Source organism: Aeromonas sp. ZOR0001, from assembly GCF_000801015.1.
In the GTDB taxonomy this organism is placed as follows: domain Bacteria; phylum Pseudomonadota; class Gammaproteobacteria; order Enterobacterales; family Aeromonadaceae; genus Aeromonas; species Aeromonas veronii.
Genome location: NZ_JRJY01000074.1, coordinates 17,167 through 32,942 on the forward strand (window position 1 = coordinate 17,167; position 15,776 = coordinate 32,942).

General features: G+C 56.8%; 15 protein-coding genes and 1 pseudogene. 4 read left to right on the forward strand and 12 right to left on the reverse strand.

Features of this window, described 5'->3' with window-relative positions; translation table 11 throughout:
• The 12 genes from atpG to mioC form a co-directional block, all read right to left on the reverse strand.
• Positions 1-867 (reverse strand): F0F1 ATP synthase subunit gamma, encoded by an 867-nt coding sequence (atpG, locus tag L972_RS09310; protein ID WP_005339343.1) that lies wholly within the window; start codon positions 865-867, stop codon positions 1-3.
• A 43-nt stretch (positions 868-910) separates the two neighbouring features.
• The gene (gene atpA, locus L972_RS09315; protein ID WP_005339342.1) at positions 911-2,452 is read right to left on the reverse strand and encodes a F0F1 ATP synthase subunit alpha; all 1,542 of its coding nucleotides are present in this window, start codon (positions 2,450-2,452) and stop codon (positions 911-913) included.
• A 15-nt stretch (positions 2,453-2,467) separates the two neighbouring features.
• The gene (atpH, locus tag L972_RS09320) at positions 2,468-3,001 is read right to left on the reverse strand and encodes a F0F1 ATP synthase subunit delta (protein ID WP_005339341.1); all 534 of its coding nucleotides are present in this window, start codon (positions 2,999-3,001) and stop codon (positions 2,468-2,470) included.
• Between the two features lie 13 nt (positions 3,002-3,014).
• Positions 3,015-3,485, reverse strand: a complete 471-nt coding sequence (gene atpF / locus L972_RS09325) for a F0F1 ATP synthase subunit B (RefSeq protein ID WP_040068442.1) — start codon at positions 3,483-3,485, stop codon at positions 3,015-3,017.
• Positions 3,486-3,539: 54 nt separating this feature from the next.
• Complete coding sequence (gene atpE / locus L972_RS09330; protein WP_005307205.1) at positions 3,540-3,782, reverse strand: F0F1 ATP synthase subunit C; 243 nt, start codon at positions 3,780-3,782, stop codon at positions 3,540-3,542.
• A gap of 58 nt (positions 3,783-3,840) precedes the next feature.
• Complete coding sequence (gene atpB, locus L972_RS09335; protein WP_005339335.1) at positions 3,841-4,623, reverse strand: F0F1 ATP synthase subunit A; 783 nt, start codon at positions 4,621-4,623, stop codon at positions 3,841-3,843.
• An 8-nt stretch (positions 4,624-4,631) separates the two neighbouring features.
• Positions 4,632-5,042 carry an ATP synthase subunit I gene (locus L972_RS09340; RefSeq protein ID WP_047437761.1) on the reverse strand — a complete coding sequence of 137 codons (411 nt, stop codon included), beginning with the start codon at positions 5,040-5,042 and terminating at the stop codon, positions 4,632-4,634.
• Positions 5,043-5,232: 190 nt separating this feature from the next.
• On the reverse strand, positions 5,233-6,141 hold the full coding sequence (locus L972_RS09345; protein ID WP_005342343.1) for a ParB/RepB/Spo0J family partition protein: 909 nt from the start codon (positions 6,139-6,141) through the stop codon (positions 5,233-5,235).
• Complete coding sequence (locus tag L972_RS09350; protein WP_005342341.1) at positions 6,138-6,941, reverse strand: ParA family protein; 804 nt, start codon at positions 6,939-6,941, stop codon at positions 6,138-6,140. Before L972_RS09350 ends, L972_RS09345 begins: the two co-directional genes overlap by 4 nt.
• Positions 6,942-6,967: 26 nt before the next feature.
• Positions 6,968-7,594 carry a 16S rRNA (guanine(527)-N(7))-methyltransferase RsmG gene (gene rsmG, locus L972_RS09355; RefSeq protein WP_047437785.1) on the reverse strand — a complete coding sequence of 209 codons (627 nt, stop codon included), beginning with the start codon at positions 7,592-7,594 and terminating at the stop codon, positions 6,968-6,970.
• Between the two features lie 21 nt (positions 7,595-7,615).
• Positions 7,616-9,505 (reverse strand): tRNA uridine-5-carboxymethylaminomethyl(34) synthesis enzyme MnmG, encoded by a 1,890-nt coding sequence (gene mnmG / locus L972_RS09360; RefSeq protein WP_047437787.1) that lies wholly within the window; start codon positions 9,503-9,505, stop codon positions 7,616-7,618.
• Positions 9,506-10,013: 508 nt separating this feature from the next.
• Positions 10,014-10,463 (reverse strand): FMN-binding protein MioC, encoded by a 450-nt coding sequence (mioC, locus tag L972_RS09365; protein WP_033138545.1) that lies wholly within the window; start codon positions 10,461-10,463, stop codon positions 10,014-10,016.
• A 396-nt stretch (positions 10,464-10,859) separates the two neighbouring features.
• On the opposite strand from mioC, the gene L972_RS09370 reads away from it, so the two are divergent.
• From L972_RS09370 to L972_RS21845, 4 genes and pseudogenes are all read left to right on the forward strand, one after another.
• Entirely contained in the window at positions 10,860-12,983 is a 2,124-nt protein-coding gene (locus tag L972_RS09370; RefSeq protein WP_047437763.1) for a TonB-dependent siderophore receptor, read from the forward strand.
• A gap of 79 nt (positions 12,984-13,062) precedes the next feature.
• Entirely contained in the window at positions 13,063-14,709 is a 1,647-nt protein-coding gene (locus L972_RS09375) for a multidrug ABC transporter permease/ATP-binding protein (RefSeq protein ID WP_047437765.1), read from the forward strand.
• A gap of 46 nt (positions 14,710-14,755) precedes the next feature.
• Entirely contained in the window at positions 14,756-15,520 is a 765-nt protein-coding gene (locus L972_RS09380; protein WP_047437766.1) for an ATP-binding cassette domain-containing protein, read from the forward strand.
• Positions 15,521-15,554: 34 nt separating this feature from the next.
• Positions 15,555-15,776 (forward strand): annotated as a pseudogene (locus L972_RS21845) (iron-siderophore ABC transporter substrate-binding protein); the annotation flags it as partial.

Genomic DNA, 15,776 nt, shown 5'->3' on the forward strand with positions numbered 1-15,776 from the left:
TTACACCGCAGCAGCACCGGATACGATCTCTGTCAGCTCCTGGGTAATACTGGCCTGACGGGCCTTGTTGTATACCAGTTGCAGATCGTTAATCAGGTTACCGGCGTTGTCAGTCGCGGCTTGCATGGCAACCATTCGGGCTGCCTGTTCACTTGCCAAGTTTTCCACTACACCCTGGTAAACCTGAGATTCGACGTAGCGAACCAGCAGGGTATCCAGCAGCTTCTTGGGATCCGGCTCATAGAGGTAATCCCAGTGGTGTTTCTTGGCGAGCTTGCTGTCTTCAGTTACGGGCAAAGGCAGCAGTTGATCGACCCGTGGTTGCTGCACCATGGTGTTGACGAACTTGTTGTACACCAGATACAGCTTGTCAATCTCACCGTTGTCGTAAGCCTTCAGCATGACCTTGACTGAACCAATCAGGTCATTGACGCTCGGACTATCGCCCAGTCCTGCGACATGAGCTTTAACCTTGGCGCCGTGCCGTTCAAAGAAGTTGGAGGCCTTGTTACCGATCAGTGCCAGGTCAACCTTGGCACCTTTCGCGCTCCATTGCTTCATATCATTGAGGGCAGCCTTGAACAGGTTGATGTTCAGACCACCACACAGGCCACGGTCGGTGGAGACGACGATGTAACCCACTCGCTTGACCTCACGTTCGATGAGGTAGGGGTGCTTGTATTCCAGGTTCCCCTGAGCGATATGGCCGATCACCTTGCGCATGGTTTCAGCGTACGGACGGCTGGCAGACATGCGTTCCTGCGCACGGCGCATTTTGCTTGCTGCCACCATTTCCATAGCGCCGGTGATCTTCTGAGTGTTTTTCACACTCCCGATCTTGTTACGTATCTCTTTTGCGCCGGCCATCTCTTACTCTCCATCAAGTGGCAGCTCACGCTGCCACACACGCTTACCAGGTCTGGGTTGCTTTGAAGCTATCCAGCAACGCAGTCAGCTTGCCAACGATCGCGTCGTTGTAGTCGGCTTTGGCATTGATTTCAGCCATCAGCTCGGCATGCTGGGTATTGGCGTAAGAGAGCAGAGCGGCTTCGAAGTCGACGATTTTGTTCAGCTCGACATCGGAGAGATAGCCTTTCTCGGCGGCGAACAGCACCAGAGACTGGTGAGCCACGCTCAGCGGAGAGTACTGCTTCTGCTTCATCAGCTCAGTCACTTTCACACCATGATCCAGCTGCTTGCGAGTCGCCTCGTCCAGATCGGAAGAGAACTGGGCGAATGCCGCCAGTTCGCGATACTGGGCCAGCGCGGTACGGATACCACCGGACAGCTTCTTAACGATCTTGGTCTGAGCAGCGCCACCTACACGGGATACAGAGATACCCGGGTCAACCGCCGGACGAATACCGGAGTTGAACAGCTGTGAAGTCAGGAAGATCTGACCATCGGTGATGGAGATCACGTTGGTCGGAACGAACGCAGATACGTCACCCGCCTGGGTTTCGATGATTGGCAGAGCGGTCAAAGAACCGGTTTTGCCTTTCACTTCACCCTTGGTGAACTTCTCTACATACTCGGCGTTAACGCGAGCAGCACGCTCCAGCAGACGGGAGTGCAGATAGAAAACGTCACCCGGGTAGGCTTCACGTCCTGGCGGACGGCGCAGCAGCAGGGAGATCTGGCGATAAGCTACGGCCTGCTTGGACAGGTCATCATAGATGATCAGCGCGTCTTCACCGCGGTCACGGAAGTACTCACCCATGGAGCAACCGGCATACGGAGCCAGGTACTGCAGAGCAGCCGCTTCGGAGGCAGAGGCAACGACCACGATGGTGTTGGCCAGGGCGCCGTGCTCTTCCAGCTTGCGCACCACGTTGGCGATGGTGGAGGCCTTCTGGCCAATCGCAACGTAGACACACTTAATGCCGGAATCTTTCTGGTTGATGATGGTGTCGATCGCGATGGCGGTCTTACCAACCTGACGGTCACCGATGATCAGCTCACGCTGGCCACGACCGATTGGGATCATGGCATCGATGGCTTTCAGACCGGTCTGGACCGGCTGGTCAACAGACTTACGCTCGATAACGCCCGGTGCGATCACTTCGATCGGCGAGAAGCCGTCGTTGTCGATCGGACCTTTACCGTCGATCGGCTGACCCAGGGTGTTCAACACCCGGCCCAACAGACCACGACCTACCGGCACTTCCAGAATACGGCCAGTACCTTTTACTTTCATTCCTTCTGACAGACCGTCATAGGAACCCATAATCACCGCACCGACGGAGTCACGCTCCAGGTTCAATGCCAGAGCGTAGCGGTTGCCCGGCAGCTCGATCATCTCACCCTGCATGGCATCAGCCAGGCCGTGAATACGAATGATACCGTCGCTCACAGAGACGATAGTACCTTCGTTACGCGCTTCGCTCTTTACATCAAACTGCGCAATGCGCTGCTTGATCAGCTCGGCGATTTCAGTGGAATTCAGTTGCATGCTCTAATACCCCAATCAAGATTGCAGCGCGTCAGCCATGCGATCCAGCTTACCGCGGACTGTGCCGTCGATTACCAGATCACCGGCCTTGATGAGCACCCCGGCCATCAAGGACGCATCGATGCTGCAATTCAGCTTCACTTTGCGCGCGAGACGTTGTTCCAGAGAAGCCTGAATATTGGCTTTCTGCTGGTCGGTCAGTTCGATCGCCGAAATCACGTCAGCCTGAACCTCTTTATCCAGTTCAGCTTTGAACGCTACAAATTCAGCAACGACCGCCGGCAGCACACCCAAGCGACCATTCTCGGCCATCACCCGGATCAGGTTCTGGCCATGCACGTCGAGTTGCTCACCGCAGACACCGACAAACAGCGTTGCCAGCTCTTCGGCGGCCACAGAGCCGTTTACCAGGTTGTGCATGGTCTCGTTTTCCACTACTTGCGCAGCGAAACCGAGCATACCCAGCCACTGGTCAACCGCCTTGTGCTCAACGGCAAACTCGAAAGCAGCCTTGGCGTAGGGGCGAGCGATTGTAGTCAGTTCAGACATAGCCCCGTTCCCGTTACAGTTCTGCTACCAGTTTGTCGACGATGTCGCTGTTGGCAGCCTGGTCGATTTGACGCGCCAGGATCTTCTCTGCACCAGCAATGGCAAGAGCAGCAACCTGCTTACGCAGTTCTTCTTTGGCACGATGACGTTCAGCTTCGATCTCGGCACGGCCCTGAGCCAGGATTTTTTCCCGCTCAGACTGGGCACCAGCGGCAGCTTCATCAATGATCTGGGCTTTACGTTTGTTAGCCTGTTCAATGATTTCAGCAGCCTGCAGCTTGGCTTCTTTCAGCTGATCGGTGGCGTTGGCCTTGGCCAAATCCAGATCTTTCTTGGCACGTTCGGCAGAAGAGAGACCGTCAGCAATAGCTTTCTGACGGGCTTCGATGGCTGCAATCAGCGGCGGCCATACGTACTTCATGCAAAACACTACGAAGAAGAAAAAAGCAAAAGCTTGGCCGAGGAGGGTGGCATTGATATTCACAGCCGATGTCCTCTTAAGTTAGTTAATGGGTTATGCCTGGAGAGTCGTAACGACTTAGCCAGCAACCGCAAACATCACGTACAGACCCAGACCAACGGCGATCATCGGGATCGCATCCACCAGACCCATTACGATGAAGAACTGGGTACGCAGAACAGGGATCAGATCCGGTTGACGAGCAGCACCTTCCAGGAACTTGCCACCCAGGATACCGATACCGATGGAAGCGCCGATAGCAGCCAGACCCATCATCATTGCAGCAGCGATGTACAGCAGGTCCATGTTCAAGTTTTCCATGAGGATCTCCAGTTATTTAGATGTAATTGATTGTATAAAAAGGATTATTTGAGTTGCATCAACCATGGTCTTCCTGCGCCATCGACAGATAGACGATGGTCAGAACCATGAAAATGAATGCCTGCAAAGTGATGATCAGGATGTGGAAAATTGCCCAAGGCACGGACAGGATCCACTGTGACCACCAGGGTAACAAACCAGCAATCAGGATAAAGATCAGTTCGCCAGCATACATGTTGCCGAACAGTCGAAGACCCAGAGAAACAGGTTTGGAAATCAGCGTAACAGTTTCCAGGATGAGGTTAACCGGGATGGCCGCCGGGTGGTTGAAAGGCTGAAGCGTCAGCTCCTTCACAAACCCGCCGATACCCTTGACCTTGATGCTGTAATACAGGATCAAGAAGAACACGCCCAAAGCCATGGACATGGTGATGTTAACGTCAGCAGAGGGAACCACACGCAGATAGGGAATACCCATCAATTGTGCAGCGTGAGGGATAAAGTCAACGGGGATCAGATCCATGAAGTTCATCAGGAAGATCCACACAAACACCGTCAGCCCCAAAGGTGCGATGACCTTGTTGCGACCGTGAAAGATGTCTTTGACGTTACCATTCACAAACTCGACCAGCATCTCCACAAAGCACTGCAGCTTACCCGGCACCCCGCTGGTAGCGTTAACGGCTACTTTGCGGAACAGCAGGATAAACAGGGCGCCTAGCACGACGGAAAATACCATTGAGTCGATATTGACCGTCCAGAACCCGGACCCGACTTGAAGGTGGGTCAGGTGGTGGGAGATATATCCCTGAGGAGTCAGGACTTCTCCGGTTGCAGACATGAGTTTTCCTAATAGTGGTTGTTAAGCGTGAATGAAACCATCCACTGTACAACGAGGGCGAGGATATAAGTGGCGAAAAACGAGACGGTAACGACCTCGACTCCCGCACCAAACATCAGGGCGAATAGACCTGTTGTAGAAATGAGCTTAATCCCTGCCCCACCATAAAAGTCCCGCAAAACCAGGCCCACACTCTCGGTTGTCACCTTGCGGCGCAGCACCCAGACAGTAAACAAGGCTTGAGGAACCCAGTACATCCCCCCTCCGTAGAGGGCGGAATAACCGGCGCTGGCACCAGTCAGGTAAAACCAGACGGCACTCATCGCCAGGATCAGGATGAGCTGACAAACGAGCATAACCCAGGCCAGTGTCAAACCTTCCAAGGCTATTTTCTGCTTCACCAACCTACCCCTGAACATTACAGAACTGTAAAAAATCGGGATCCGAAGACCCCATGTTAACAGCTCTTAAAGCCGGTCAAATTATACCCTTGAGGGCAGCTATTGCAATATGACAAAAATCCTTAATTTTTGCGGCTTTCCGCGGCAAATCAGGGTTATGGTCATATCAAAAGGAATGGATGTTTTATTACTACAAAAAGCGTAAAAATCACGATTCCGACACGCCAAAATAGCCCAATATACGGTCCAAATCGGACAAATTCTCGTAACTTATTACTAACTTCCCGCTATCCCGCTTGCCAGGCTGAAGTTGCACCTGATTGCCAATTTTTTCTGCCAGTTGGCGCTCCAGGTAGCCGATCTGCGGATCACGGGCCGGTTCGACCCTGGCTTTTGCCGGTTCGAGCGCTTTTTGCACCAGCTTCTCGGTATCGCGCACGGTCAGCCCTTTCTGGGCAACCAGCTTGGCCAGTTCAGACTGGGCCTGGCCGCTCAGAGCCAGCAGGGCACGGGCATGGCCCATGTCGAGGTCGCCATGCTCGACGAAACGCTTCACGTCGTCGTTGAGCTGGTTGAGACGCAACAGGTTGGTCACCGTGGTGCGGGACTTGCCCACCGCCTCGGCCACCTGCTGGTGGGTGAGTTCAAATTCGGTCAGCAGTCTTTGTAGAGCGACCGCCTCTTCGATGGCATTGAGGTCTTCCCGCTGAATATTCTCAATCAGCGCGATGGCGACGGCAGCCTCGTCGGGTACATCCTTGACGATACAGGGCACCACCTCAAGCCGCGCCAGCTGGGACGCGCGCCAGCGCCGCTCACCGGCAATGATTTCGAAGGATTGTTCGCCGAGAGGGCGTACCACGATGGGCTGGATCACCCCCTGGGCGCGGATGGAGTTGGCAAGCTCTTCCAGTGCATCCTGGGACATGTCTTTGCGGGGCTGGTACTTGCCGGACTGCAACCACTCCACCGGCAGCTTGCGCAGCTCGCCCTGATTGGTGGGGGCCATGGCCTCTTCAGTACGTTGATCGCTCATCACCTGTTTCTGGCGGGCAGCCGTGCTGGTACTGAGCAGGGCATCCAGCCCCTTGCCCAGTCCACGTTTTTTCGGAGTCATATGCTCTCTCGGTCTGCGATGGTCGCCTGACGTTCCTGCTCCTGGCGGCGCAGGATCTCGCCAGCCAGAGCCAGGTAGGCCTTGGCGCCCACCGATGATTTGTCATAGTGCATGGCCGGGGCACCGAAACTCGGGGCCTCAGCCAGTCTAACGTTGCGGGGAATGATGGTGCGGTAGACTTTGTCGCCAAAGTGCTGTTTTAGCTGATCGGACACATCATTGGCCAGCCGGTTGCGGTGATCGAACATGGTGCGCAGCACCCCTTCGATCTTGAGATCCGGATTGACCACGGCGGCCAGCTTGCTGATGGTGTCGACCAGGGCGGTGAGCCCCTCCAGCGCGTAATATTCGCACTGCATGGGCACCAGCACGGAGTCGGCGGCGGCCATGGCGTTCACGGTCAGCATGTTGAGAGAGGGCGGGCAGTCGATGAAGACGTAGTCGTATTTGTCCCGCACCGAAGCCAGCGCATTACGCAGGCGGATTTCACGGGCGAAAAATTCCATCAGACGGATTTCAGCAGCGGTCACGTCGGCGTTGGCGGCAATCAGGTGATAGCCCCCGGTGGTTTCGGGGATGATCACTTCGCTGATGGGGGCATCCTCGATCAGCAGCTCATAGGCGGTGCGCTCGACATCATACTTGTCGACACCGCTGCCCATGGTGGCATTGCCCTGCGGATCCAGATCGATCACCAGCACCTTGCGCCGGGTGGCAGCCATGGAGGCGGCCAGATTCACACAGGTGGTGGTTTTACCCACTCCACCCTTCTGGTTGGCTATGGCGATGACTTTTCCCACACGATCCCCTAAATGAAACTGCGACCCTATTCGGGCTGGATATGTTTGAATTCCAGCAGATGACGTTCGCCTTCCAGCTCCGGCACCCGCAACTCATGACAGGCTACCAGACGGATATTGGCAGGTAACTGGGCCAGCTCCGGCTCGGGATATTGTCCCTTGAGCGCCAGGAAGCTGCCCTGTTCTGACGGCAGGTGGTGACACCAGCTCAGCATATCCTCCAGCGAGGCAAATGCCCGACTCAGTACACCATCAAACCCCACCTCAGGTTGATACTCTTCAACCCGGGATTTGACCGGCGTCACATTGGTCAGACCCAGCTCCTGGATCACCTGGCGGATGAAGTTGATCCGCTTGCCCAGACTGTCGAGCAGGACGAACTGCTTGTCCGGATTGATGATCGCCAGCGGCAATCCCGGCAGGCCGGGACCTGTCCCCACGTCGATGAAGCGCTCACCGTGCAAGTGGGGGCTTACCACCAGGCTATCGAGGATATGCTTGACCAGCATGGCGTCCGGCTCTCGCACCGAGGTGAGATTGTAAGCCTTGTTCCACTTGTGCAGCAACTCGACCAACTGCACCAGTTGGCTCTTTTGGGTATCGGTGATAACAATTTCGGCCTGCTTGAGCAGGCCGTTCAATCTTTCCAGCATATTTTCCAACGGTAAGAATCCTCAGGCGGTTTTACGCAGCAGGCCGTGTTTTTTCAGGTGAACCAGCAGGATGGAGATGGCCGCCGGGGTGATGCCGGAGATGCGGGAAGCCTGACCAATGGTCTGCGGCTTGGCATCGTTCAGCTTGGCTTTCACCTCGTTGGAGAGGCCGTTCACCTCGCGATAGTCCAGATCCAGCGGCAGCAGGGTGTTCTCGTTGCGCAGCTGCTTTTCCACTTCATCGTGCTGACGCTCGATGTAACCGGCGTACTTGATTTGGATCTCAACCTGTTCGGCCGCGGCAGGATCGGTCACAGCAGGACCGACCCCTTCGATGGCCATCAGCGCATCATAGGTCACCTCGGGGCGACGCAGCAGCTCTTCCAGACTCTGTTCGCGGGTCAGCGGGGTGTTAACCAGGGCGTTGACCGCTTCCAGTGACGGATGTTGCGGGTGGATCCAGGTTGAACGCATGCGCTGACGCTCCAGCTCGACCTGCTCCATCTTGGCGTTGAATTTGCTCCAGCGCTCGTCATCCACCAAACCCAGCTCGCGACCGATGGCAGTCAGGCGGATATCGGCGTTGTCTTCACGCAGCAGCAGGCGATATTCGGCGCGGCTGGTGAACATGCGGTAAGGCTCGCGGGTCCCCAGAGTGGAGAGATCGTCCATCATCACGCCCATGTAGGCCTGATCCCGACGCGGGTTCCAGGGATCCTTGTCCTGGGCACGCAATGCCGCGTTCAGACCGGCCATCAGGCCTTGTGCCGCCGCCTCTTCGTAACCGGTCGTGCCGTTGATCTGGCCGGCGAAGAACAGGTTTGGAATGCACTTGCTCTCCATGTTGGCCTTGAGATCCCGCGGATCGAAGAAATCATATTCGATGGCATAGCCGGGGCGAGTGATGTGGGCGTTCTCGAAGCCGCGCACGGAACGGACGATCTGCACCTGCACGTCAAACGGCAGGCTGGTGGAGATCCCGTTCGGATAGAGTTCGTGGGTGGTCAGGCCTTCCGGTTCGACGAAGATCTGGTGCGCCGTCTTGTCGGCGAAACGGGTGATCTTGTCTTCGATCGACGGGCAGTAGCGCGGGCCGATCCCTTCGATCACCCCGGCGTACATGGGGCTGCGATCCAGGTTATTGCGGATCACCTCGTGGGTACGCTCGTTGGTGTGGGTGACGTAGCAAGGCACCTGACGGGGATGCTGACTGGCATTGCCGATAAACGAGAAGACCGGACGCGGATCGTCGCCGTGCTGTTCCTGCATGACGGAGAAATCGACGCTGCGGGCATCGATGCGCGGCGGGGTGCCCGTCTTGAGACGATCGATGCGCAGCGGCAGTTCACGCAGGCGCTGGGCCAATGCGATCGACGGAGGATCCCCGGCACGACCGCCCTTGTAGTTTTCCATCCCGATGTGGATCAAACCATTCAGGAAGGTACCGACCGTCAGCACCACAGTCTTGCCGCTGATGCGGATCCCGCTCTGGGTGACCACACCGGCAACACGATCCCCGTCCATGATCAGATCGTCACAGGCCTGCTGGAAGATCTTCAGGTTCGGGTAGTTCTCCAGCATCTGGCGAACGACGGCCTTGTAGAGCAGGCGATCCGCCTGGGCACGAGTGGCTCGCACTGCCGGGCCCTTGGAGGAGTTGAGGGTGCGGAACTGGATCCCGCCAAGATCAATGGCACGCGCCATGATCCCGCCGAGTGCGTCAACTTCCCTGACCAGGTGTCCCTTGCCGATCCCGCCGATCGCCGGATTACAGGACATGTGTCCCAGCGTATCGATATTGTGGGTCAGCAACAGGGTGTTCATGCCCATACGGGCTGCCGCTGTTGCTGCTTCGGTTCCGGCATGACCGCCACCGACGACGATCACATCAAATTGTTCATGGTATTGCATTGGGATCACCTTGATCTGCACGCCTGAAGATCTTTATTTGCCTGGGCTAAAGGGCGGAACATTCTATCTGTTTCGCGTCCTGAGGGGAACGTCTACTTAACGTTCAGTATGAAGGGAGGATCCACTAATTAGATCTTAAGGATCTTTAGATCGATCTTTTACTGGATCTCTTATTAGGATCCGCCCTTTCTGTTGATAAGCACTTTTTGATCATAAAGATCATTAATTTAAGGACGATCCCAGCTTGTGGAAAAGCTTGGATCCAGGCCCGGTGAACGAGGGGATAACCAGGACTTTTATACACAGAGGTCTGTCGGTCTGGATCTAATACATGGATAACTATAGGTTTTGCAGAGCTTTACACCATAGTTATGCACATTACCCCTGGGCGTTGTGGGTAACCTTGTAGAACAACTCCCCCGGATCAATCTGTTAATAACATGGTGGATAGTCGATCTGGGGATAAGTGGGGAGATCAAGCTTTTTTTCAGGATCTCCCGTACGCTGATCAGGCGATCATCGTCATCCAGTCGCGGATCCACACTTCTGCGGCATCTTCGGGGATCTCGTGTTGGGTCACATCAATGTCGAGCCGCTCGCCAATCCGGCTGGCTCCGCACTCGGCCAGCAGCCGATCCAGCGTCTTGCCACCCTGGCAAAAGGTGTCATAACTGCTGTCACCAAGGGCGATCACGCCATATTTCAATGAATTAAGATCCGGATGCTGCTCGGCAAGATCCTTGGCGAAGGGTTGCAGGTTGTCAGGCACATCCCCGGCACCATGGGTGGAAGTGACCACCAGCAGGATGGATCCCGCATCATCCAGCACCTCTGCCAGCTTGGCCGGGTTGTGGATCCGGGTCTGGTGGCCAGCCTGTTCCAGCAGGTTGGCGACGTGGTCTGCGACATATTCGGCGGCGCCCAGCATGGAGCCGACGACGAGATTGAGTTTGGCCATGGAATGGATCCTGATTTCAGACAAAGAAACGGAAAGCCGGATTCTACCGCCAAAGGGTGTGGATAAATATGGATAAAGCTTGGGGATAATGGATCCAGTCAGATAATGCCACCGGATCCATCCTGCCGATCTTTTTTCTGCTTCTTTATATTCCTCTCCATTTTCTTCTCCGCTAATGGCTCTCCTGATGACGCCCATCCCCCGCGAAATCCTGCCAACGATGCAGCTAGATAACAATGTAGATGCAAATGATTAGCAATTATTGAATCGATTCGATCACGGCTCCTGTAGTAGGATTGCGCTGCTTTATTCGCCCATGGAACAGGGTGATGTCGTGACAAACGACCACAAATAACAATTAAAACAACATAACTCATTGATAAACGAGACTTTAATATGATTGCGCAAAAATACACTACAGGACCCGGCAAGAAGGGCGCCTTCGGCGTGCTTTCGCTCTCCGGTTTGCTCGTCTCCCTGCCGCTGATGGCCGAACAAACCACCGCTGAGCTGCCCAAAGCCAGCGAAACCATGGTGGTGACCGGTACGGCCATGAAGGTGGAAGTGCCGATGGCCGAGACCCCTCGCGCCGTTTCCGTAGTTAATCGCGAGGAGCTGGATCAGCACGCCGTGTTGCAGCTGGATGAGGCGCTTCGCTATCGTTCCGGCGTATTGACCGGCCTCTATGGTTCCGACAACAACACCGACTGGTTCAAGGTGCGTGGCTTCGATGCTGCTTCCTATCTCGATGGAAGCATCCTGTTTGGCTCTGGTTACTATCTTTGGACGCCGGAACCGTTCGGCCTGAAGAGTGTGGAAGTGCTGAAGGGGCCCGCTTCAATGCTCTATGGCGTAGCGCCTCCGGGCGGGGTGATCAATGCCATCAGCAAGCGACCGACCGCCACGCCGCAAGGGCAGGTGGAGCTGCAGCTTGGCAGCCGGGATCATCGTCAGGTCGGGGTGGATGTCTCTGACGCGCTCTCCGACAGCAGCCGCTACCGGATGGTTGCTCTCTATAAAGAGCGTGATGGGATGCTCACCGGCACCTACAACGATCGGGTTTATCTGGCGCCGAGCGTCACCTTCGATCTTTCGGATCGTACCAGCCTGACCCTGCTGGCCAGCTTCCTGCACGACGAAGGGGTCCCGACCAACGGCTTCTTCCCGGTCTATGGCACCCTGAATACGTCAGGTGGCCAGATTGATCCCTCCACCAACCTGAGCCAGCCGGATTACGATCGCAACCGCAATACCCAGATCTCCACCGGTTATGAGCTGGCCCACCAGCTCAACCAGAGCTGGGAGTTCAAGCAGAAGGTTCGGTTCAACTATAACGATCTGCTGCTGCGCCAGACCTATATCTATCCTTGGGCTGCCTGGCCCGCGACACCTGATGAAAATATGCCGGTTCGTGGCCGTGGCATGATCTATCGGGATGGCAATACCAAGAGTGCCACTATGGATAATCAGATGGTGGGCTACTGGAACACCGACAGCACCGAGCAGACCCTGCTGCTTGGGGTGGATCTGCAGCGTCATGTCAACAAGGGGATGGAAGCGGACTCATGGATGGGAACCATAGATACCCAGAAACCGGATTACAGCGGCTTCCCCGGTTTTGACGAGTCGACGGCCACTTACCAGAAAACAACCATGGCTCAAGAGGGGCTCTATGCTCAGCATCAGATCCGTTGGGACGATCGCTGGCTGCTGACTGCCGGTGGTCGCTTTGACTATGTCGAGACCCATAACATCAGCAAAACATACGATAGAGATGAAAAGCAGTACGATCATGCGTTATCCCTTTCCGGCAGCTTGATGTATCTGGCCGACAACGGCATCTCGCCATATCTTGCTTATTCTGAGTCGTTCTTGATGTTGCCCGGGATCGATCCGAATACCAAAACTTCATATAAATCCCGTGAGGGAAAATTGTATGAAGCAGGCGTCAAATATGCGCCTGCCTTCCTCGACGGTTACATCAATCTGGCGCTGTTCGATCTGGAGCAAAGTAACGCACTGGTTTCCAGTGGCTCAGGCCAGCAGACCCAGGCTGGCGAGATGACCTCCCAGGGGATTGAGCTGGAGGGGAGCGTGCAGGTGACAGATGCGCTGCGTCTGACCGCTGCTTATACCTACACAGATGCCAAAACCAACGACACCGGCAGTGGCGATCGCCGTGCCAGCCTGATCCCTCGCCACCAGGCCTCCTTCTGGGGCAACTACAAGGTGCAGCAAGGGGTGGCTTCGGGTCTGGAGCTGGGTACCGGTGTACGTTATATCGGTTCCAGCGTGGGTATTGGCGCCGTGAATGCGGACTTCACCCCCATATACGGCTCTGCCGAGGTGCCGGCCCATACCGTCTGGGATGCGATGATCGGGTATGACTTTGCCAAGAACTGGCGTGCCCAGCTCAACGTCAACAACCTGCTGGGTGAAACCTACGTGGCCAGTTGTGACTACTACTGCTACTACGGCGAGCCGCGCAGCGTAGTGGGCAGCATCAACTACCGCTGGTAATCGAAGTCGGGCGGGAACCGGATTCCCGCCCTTCTTTTCACCCGCAGTTGTTCTGATCTCTCTGGAATACCGGTCCGTTATGGAACTTTTGTCTCTGGTTTATCGTCAATATCGTTGGCCTTTTATCGCCATTACCCTGCTCAGTCTGCTCAGTGCCGTCAGCGGGATTGGCGTCATTGCTTTTATTAATCAGTCTCTTATCGAATCTATAGGTGATCCGCTGCCGATCCTCGGTCAGCTGGTCGGCCTGATTGTGCTGCTGCTGGTGATCACACTCGGATCTCAGCTGGCCCTGACCACTCTCGGTCACCATTTTGTCTACCGGTTGCGTGGCCGTCTGCTCAAGCAACTGCTGGATACCGATGTCGCCCGCATCCGCCAGATTGGTCAGGGGCCGCTGCTGGCTTCCCTCTCCAGCGATATCGGCCAGATCACCATTGCCTTCGTGCGCCTGCCTGAGCTGGTGCAGGGGCTGGTACTCACGCTGGGCTCTGCCCTTTATCTTGGCTGGCTCTCTCCTGCATTACTCGGGGTGACCGCGCTCTGGGTCACGATTACCATGGTGGTGGGCTGGTTGCTGGTGAACCGTGTTTATCGCCATCTCTCCCACATGCGTCAGGCCGAAGATCGGCTCTATCAGAACTATCAGGCCATCATCGCCGGCAGCAAGGAGCTGGCGCTCAACCGCGAGCGGGCTCACTTCGTTTACCACCAGCTCTATGAGCAAAATGCCCGTGACTACCGCCAGCAGATCATTCGCGCCGACACCTATCACCTGAGCGCGGTGAACTGGTCGAATATCATGATGCTGGGGGCCATCGGTCTGGTCTTCTTTCTAGCCAACGGCCTTGGCTGGGCCAACACCAATGTGGCCGCCACCTTCGCCCTGACCCTGCTGTTCCTGCGCACCCCGCTGTTGCAGGGAATTGGCGCCCTGCCGACCCTGCTTGCCGCTCAGGTGGCGTTCGACAAGATCGCCGCCCTCAATCTGGCCGAGCCGGATGCGGACTTCCCGCTGCCGCCCGCCATCCGACCCTGGCAGCGTATCGAGCTGGAGCAGGTGAGCTTTCACTATCAGGGGGAGGGTGCTTTTGCCGTTGGCCCCATCGATCTGGTCATCGAAAAGGGGGAGCAGATCTTCATCATCGGCGGCAATGGCTCCGGCAAGTCGACGCTGGCCATGCTGCTGACCGGCCTTTACCAGCCGGTATCGGGCCGGATCCTGCTGGATGGTGAGCCGATCACCGATCGCAACGGCTATTTGGCGCTCTTCTCCGCCATCTTCACCGACTATCACCTGTTCCAGCACCTGCTGGGGCCGGAACCCAAGGATGAGCTGGTGGCCGAGTGGCTGGAGCGGTTGCAGATGGGCAGCAAGCTCACCATCGAGGATGGCTTTATCGCCGATATCGAACTCTCTCAGGGGCAGCGCAAGCGGGTCGCCCTGCTGCTGGCGCTGGCCGAGCAGCGCGAGGTGATGCTGTTTGATGAGTGGGCCGCGGATCAGGATCCCCAGTTCCGCCGCATCTTCTATCAGGTGCTGTTGCCGCGCCTCAAGGATATGGGCAAGACGGTGATTGCCATCAGTCACGACGATCACTACTTCCCGCTGGCCGATCGCCTGCTGGAGATGCGGCAGGGAAAACTCACCGAACTGACCGGCGCGCGCCGTGCCGCAGTGAGCCGCGATGCTATCGCCCATCTGGATTGCGAGGTGCCGGCTTGATACCGGCACTGATGAGACTGGCGGCAAGCCAGCACAGGAATTGCTTATGTTCGAGATGAAATCAGCCAGCTTCACGGTCAATGACCGCACGCTGCTGCACCCCACCGACCTGCGTTTCGAGCAGGGACAGGTCTATGGCCTCATCGGCCACAATGGGTCGGGCAAATCGACCCTGCTCAAGCTGCTGGCACGCCAGCAACCCCTCAGCGACGGCGAGATCCTGTTTGATGGCAAGCCGCTGCCCGACTGGGGCAACCGGGAGTTTGCCCGTCAGGTGGCCTATCTGCCCCAGCATCTGCCGAGCGCCGAGAATCTGCTCGGGCGGGAGCTGGTGGAGATGGGCCGCTACCCCTGGCGTGGCCTGCTGGGCCGGATGGGGGCGGAGGATCACCGTCAGGTCGAGCGGGCCATCGCTCTTACTCATACCGAACGCTTTGCCGAACGGCTGGTGGATACCCTCTCCGGCGGCGAGCGGGGCCGGGTCTGGCTGGCGATGCTGCTGGCCCAGGAGAGCCGCTTTATCCTGCTGGACGAGCCGCTGGCCGCGCTGGATGTGGCCCATCAGGTGGAGGTGCTGACGCTCGTCAAGCAGTTGAGCCGTCAGCTCAACCTTGGGGTCATCATCGTCATTCACGACATCAATATGGCCTCCCGCTTCTGTGATCGGCTGGTGGCGCTCCACTCCGGCCGCCTGCTCACCCACGGTGAACCTGAGGGGCTCATGACCAGCGAGACCCTGAACGCCATCTATGGCATTCCGATGGAGGTCATTCGCCACCCGGCTCATGCTCATCCCATCGCCATCGTCTGACCGGGGGGCTATCTTGAACCGTTTATTGAAGAAGATGGCACCCTGCCTTATCAGCCTGCTGCTGCCACTTGCGGCGCAGGCCGACACATCTCCGAGCGCCTCTGCGCCGCTACCCCGTATCGCCACCGTCGACTGGACCATAGCCGAGACCCTGCTGGCACTCGGGGTGACGCCGCTGGCGGTGGGGGATGCAGGCCCCTATCAGGCATGGGTCGGCGAGCCACGGCTACCCGCCGAGGTAGTGGATATCGGGCTG

Coding starts and splice junctions, on each gene's coding strand:
- atpG (WP_005339343.1), bottom strand. CDS start 867: ATGGCCGGCGCAAAAGAGATACGTAACAAGATCGGGAGTGTGAAAAAC.
- atpA (WP_005339342.1), bottom strand. CDS start 2,452: ATGCAACTGAATTCCACTGAAATCGCCGAGCTGATCAAGCAGCGCATT.
- atpH (WP_005339341.1), bottom strand. CDS start 3,001: ATGTCTGAACTGACTACAATCGCTCGCCCCTACGCCAAGGCTGCTTTC.
- atpE (WP_005307205.1), bottom strand. CDS start 3,782: ATGGAAAACTTGAACATGGACCTGCTGTACATCGCTGCTGCAATGATG.
- atpB (WP_005339335.1), bottom strand. CDS start 4,623: ATGTCTGCAACCGGAGAAGTCCTGACTCCTCAGGGATATATCTCCCAC.
- L972_RS09340 (WP_047437761.1), bottom strand. CDS start 5,042: ATGTTCAGGGGTAGGTTGGTGAAGCAGAAAATAGCCTTGGAAGGTTTG.
- L972_RS09345 (WP_005342343.1), bottom strand. CDS start 6,141: ATGACTCCGAAAAAACGTGGACTGGGCAAGGGGCTGGATGCCCTGCTC.
- rsmG (WP_047437785.1), bottom strand. CDS start 7,594: ATGCTGGAAAGATTGAACGGCCTGCTCAAGCAGGCCGAAATTGTTATC.
- mnmG (WP_047437787.1), bottom strand. CDS start 9,505: ATGCAATACCATGAACAATTTGATGTGATCGTCGTCGGTGGCGGTCAT.
- mioC (WP_033138545.1), bottom strand. CDS start 10,463: ATGGCCAAACTCAATCTCGTCGTCGGCTCCATGCTGGGCGCCGCCGAA.
- L972_RS09370 (WP_047437763.1), top strand. CDS start 10,860: ATGATTGCGCAAAAATACACTACAGGACCCGGCAAGAAGGGCGCCTTC.
- L972_RS09375 (WP_047437765.1), top strand. CDS start 13,063: ATGGAACTTTTGTCTCTGGTTTATCGTCAATATCGTTGGCCTTTTATC.
- L972_RS09380 (WP_047437766.1), top strand. CDS start 14,756: ATGTTCGAGATGAAATCAGCCAGCTTCACGGTCAATGACCGCACGCTG.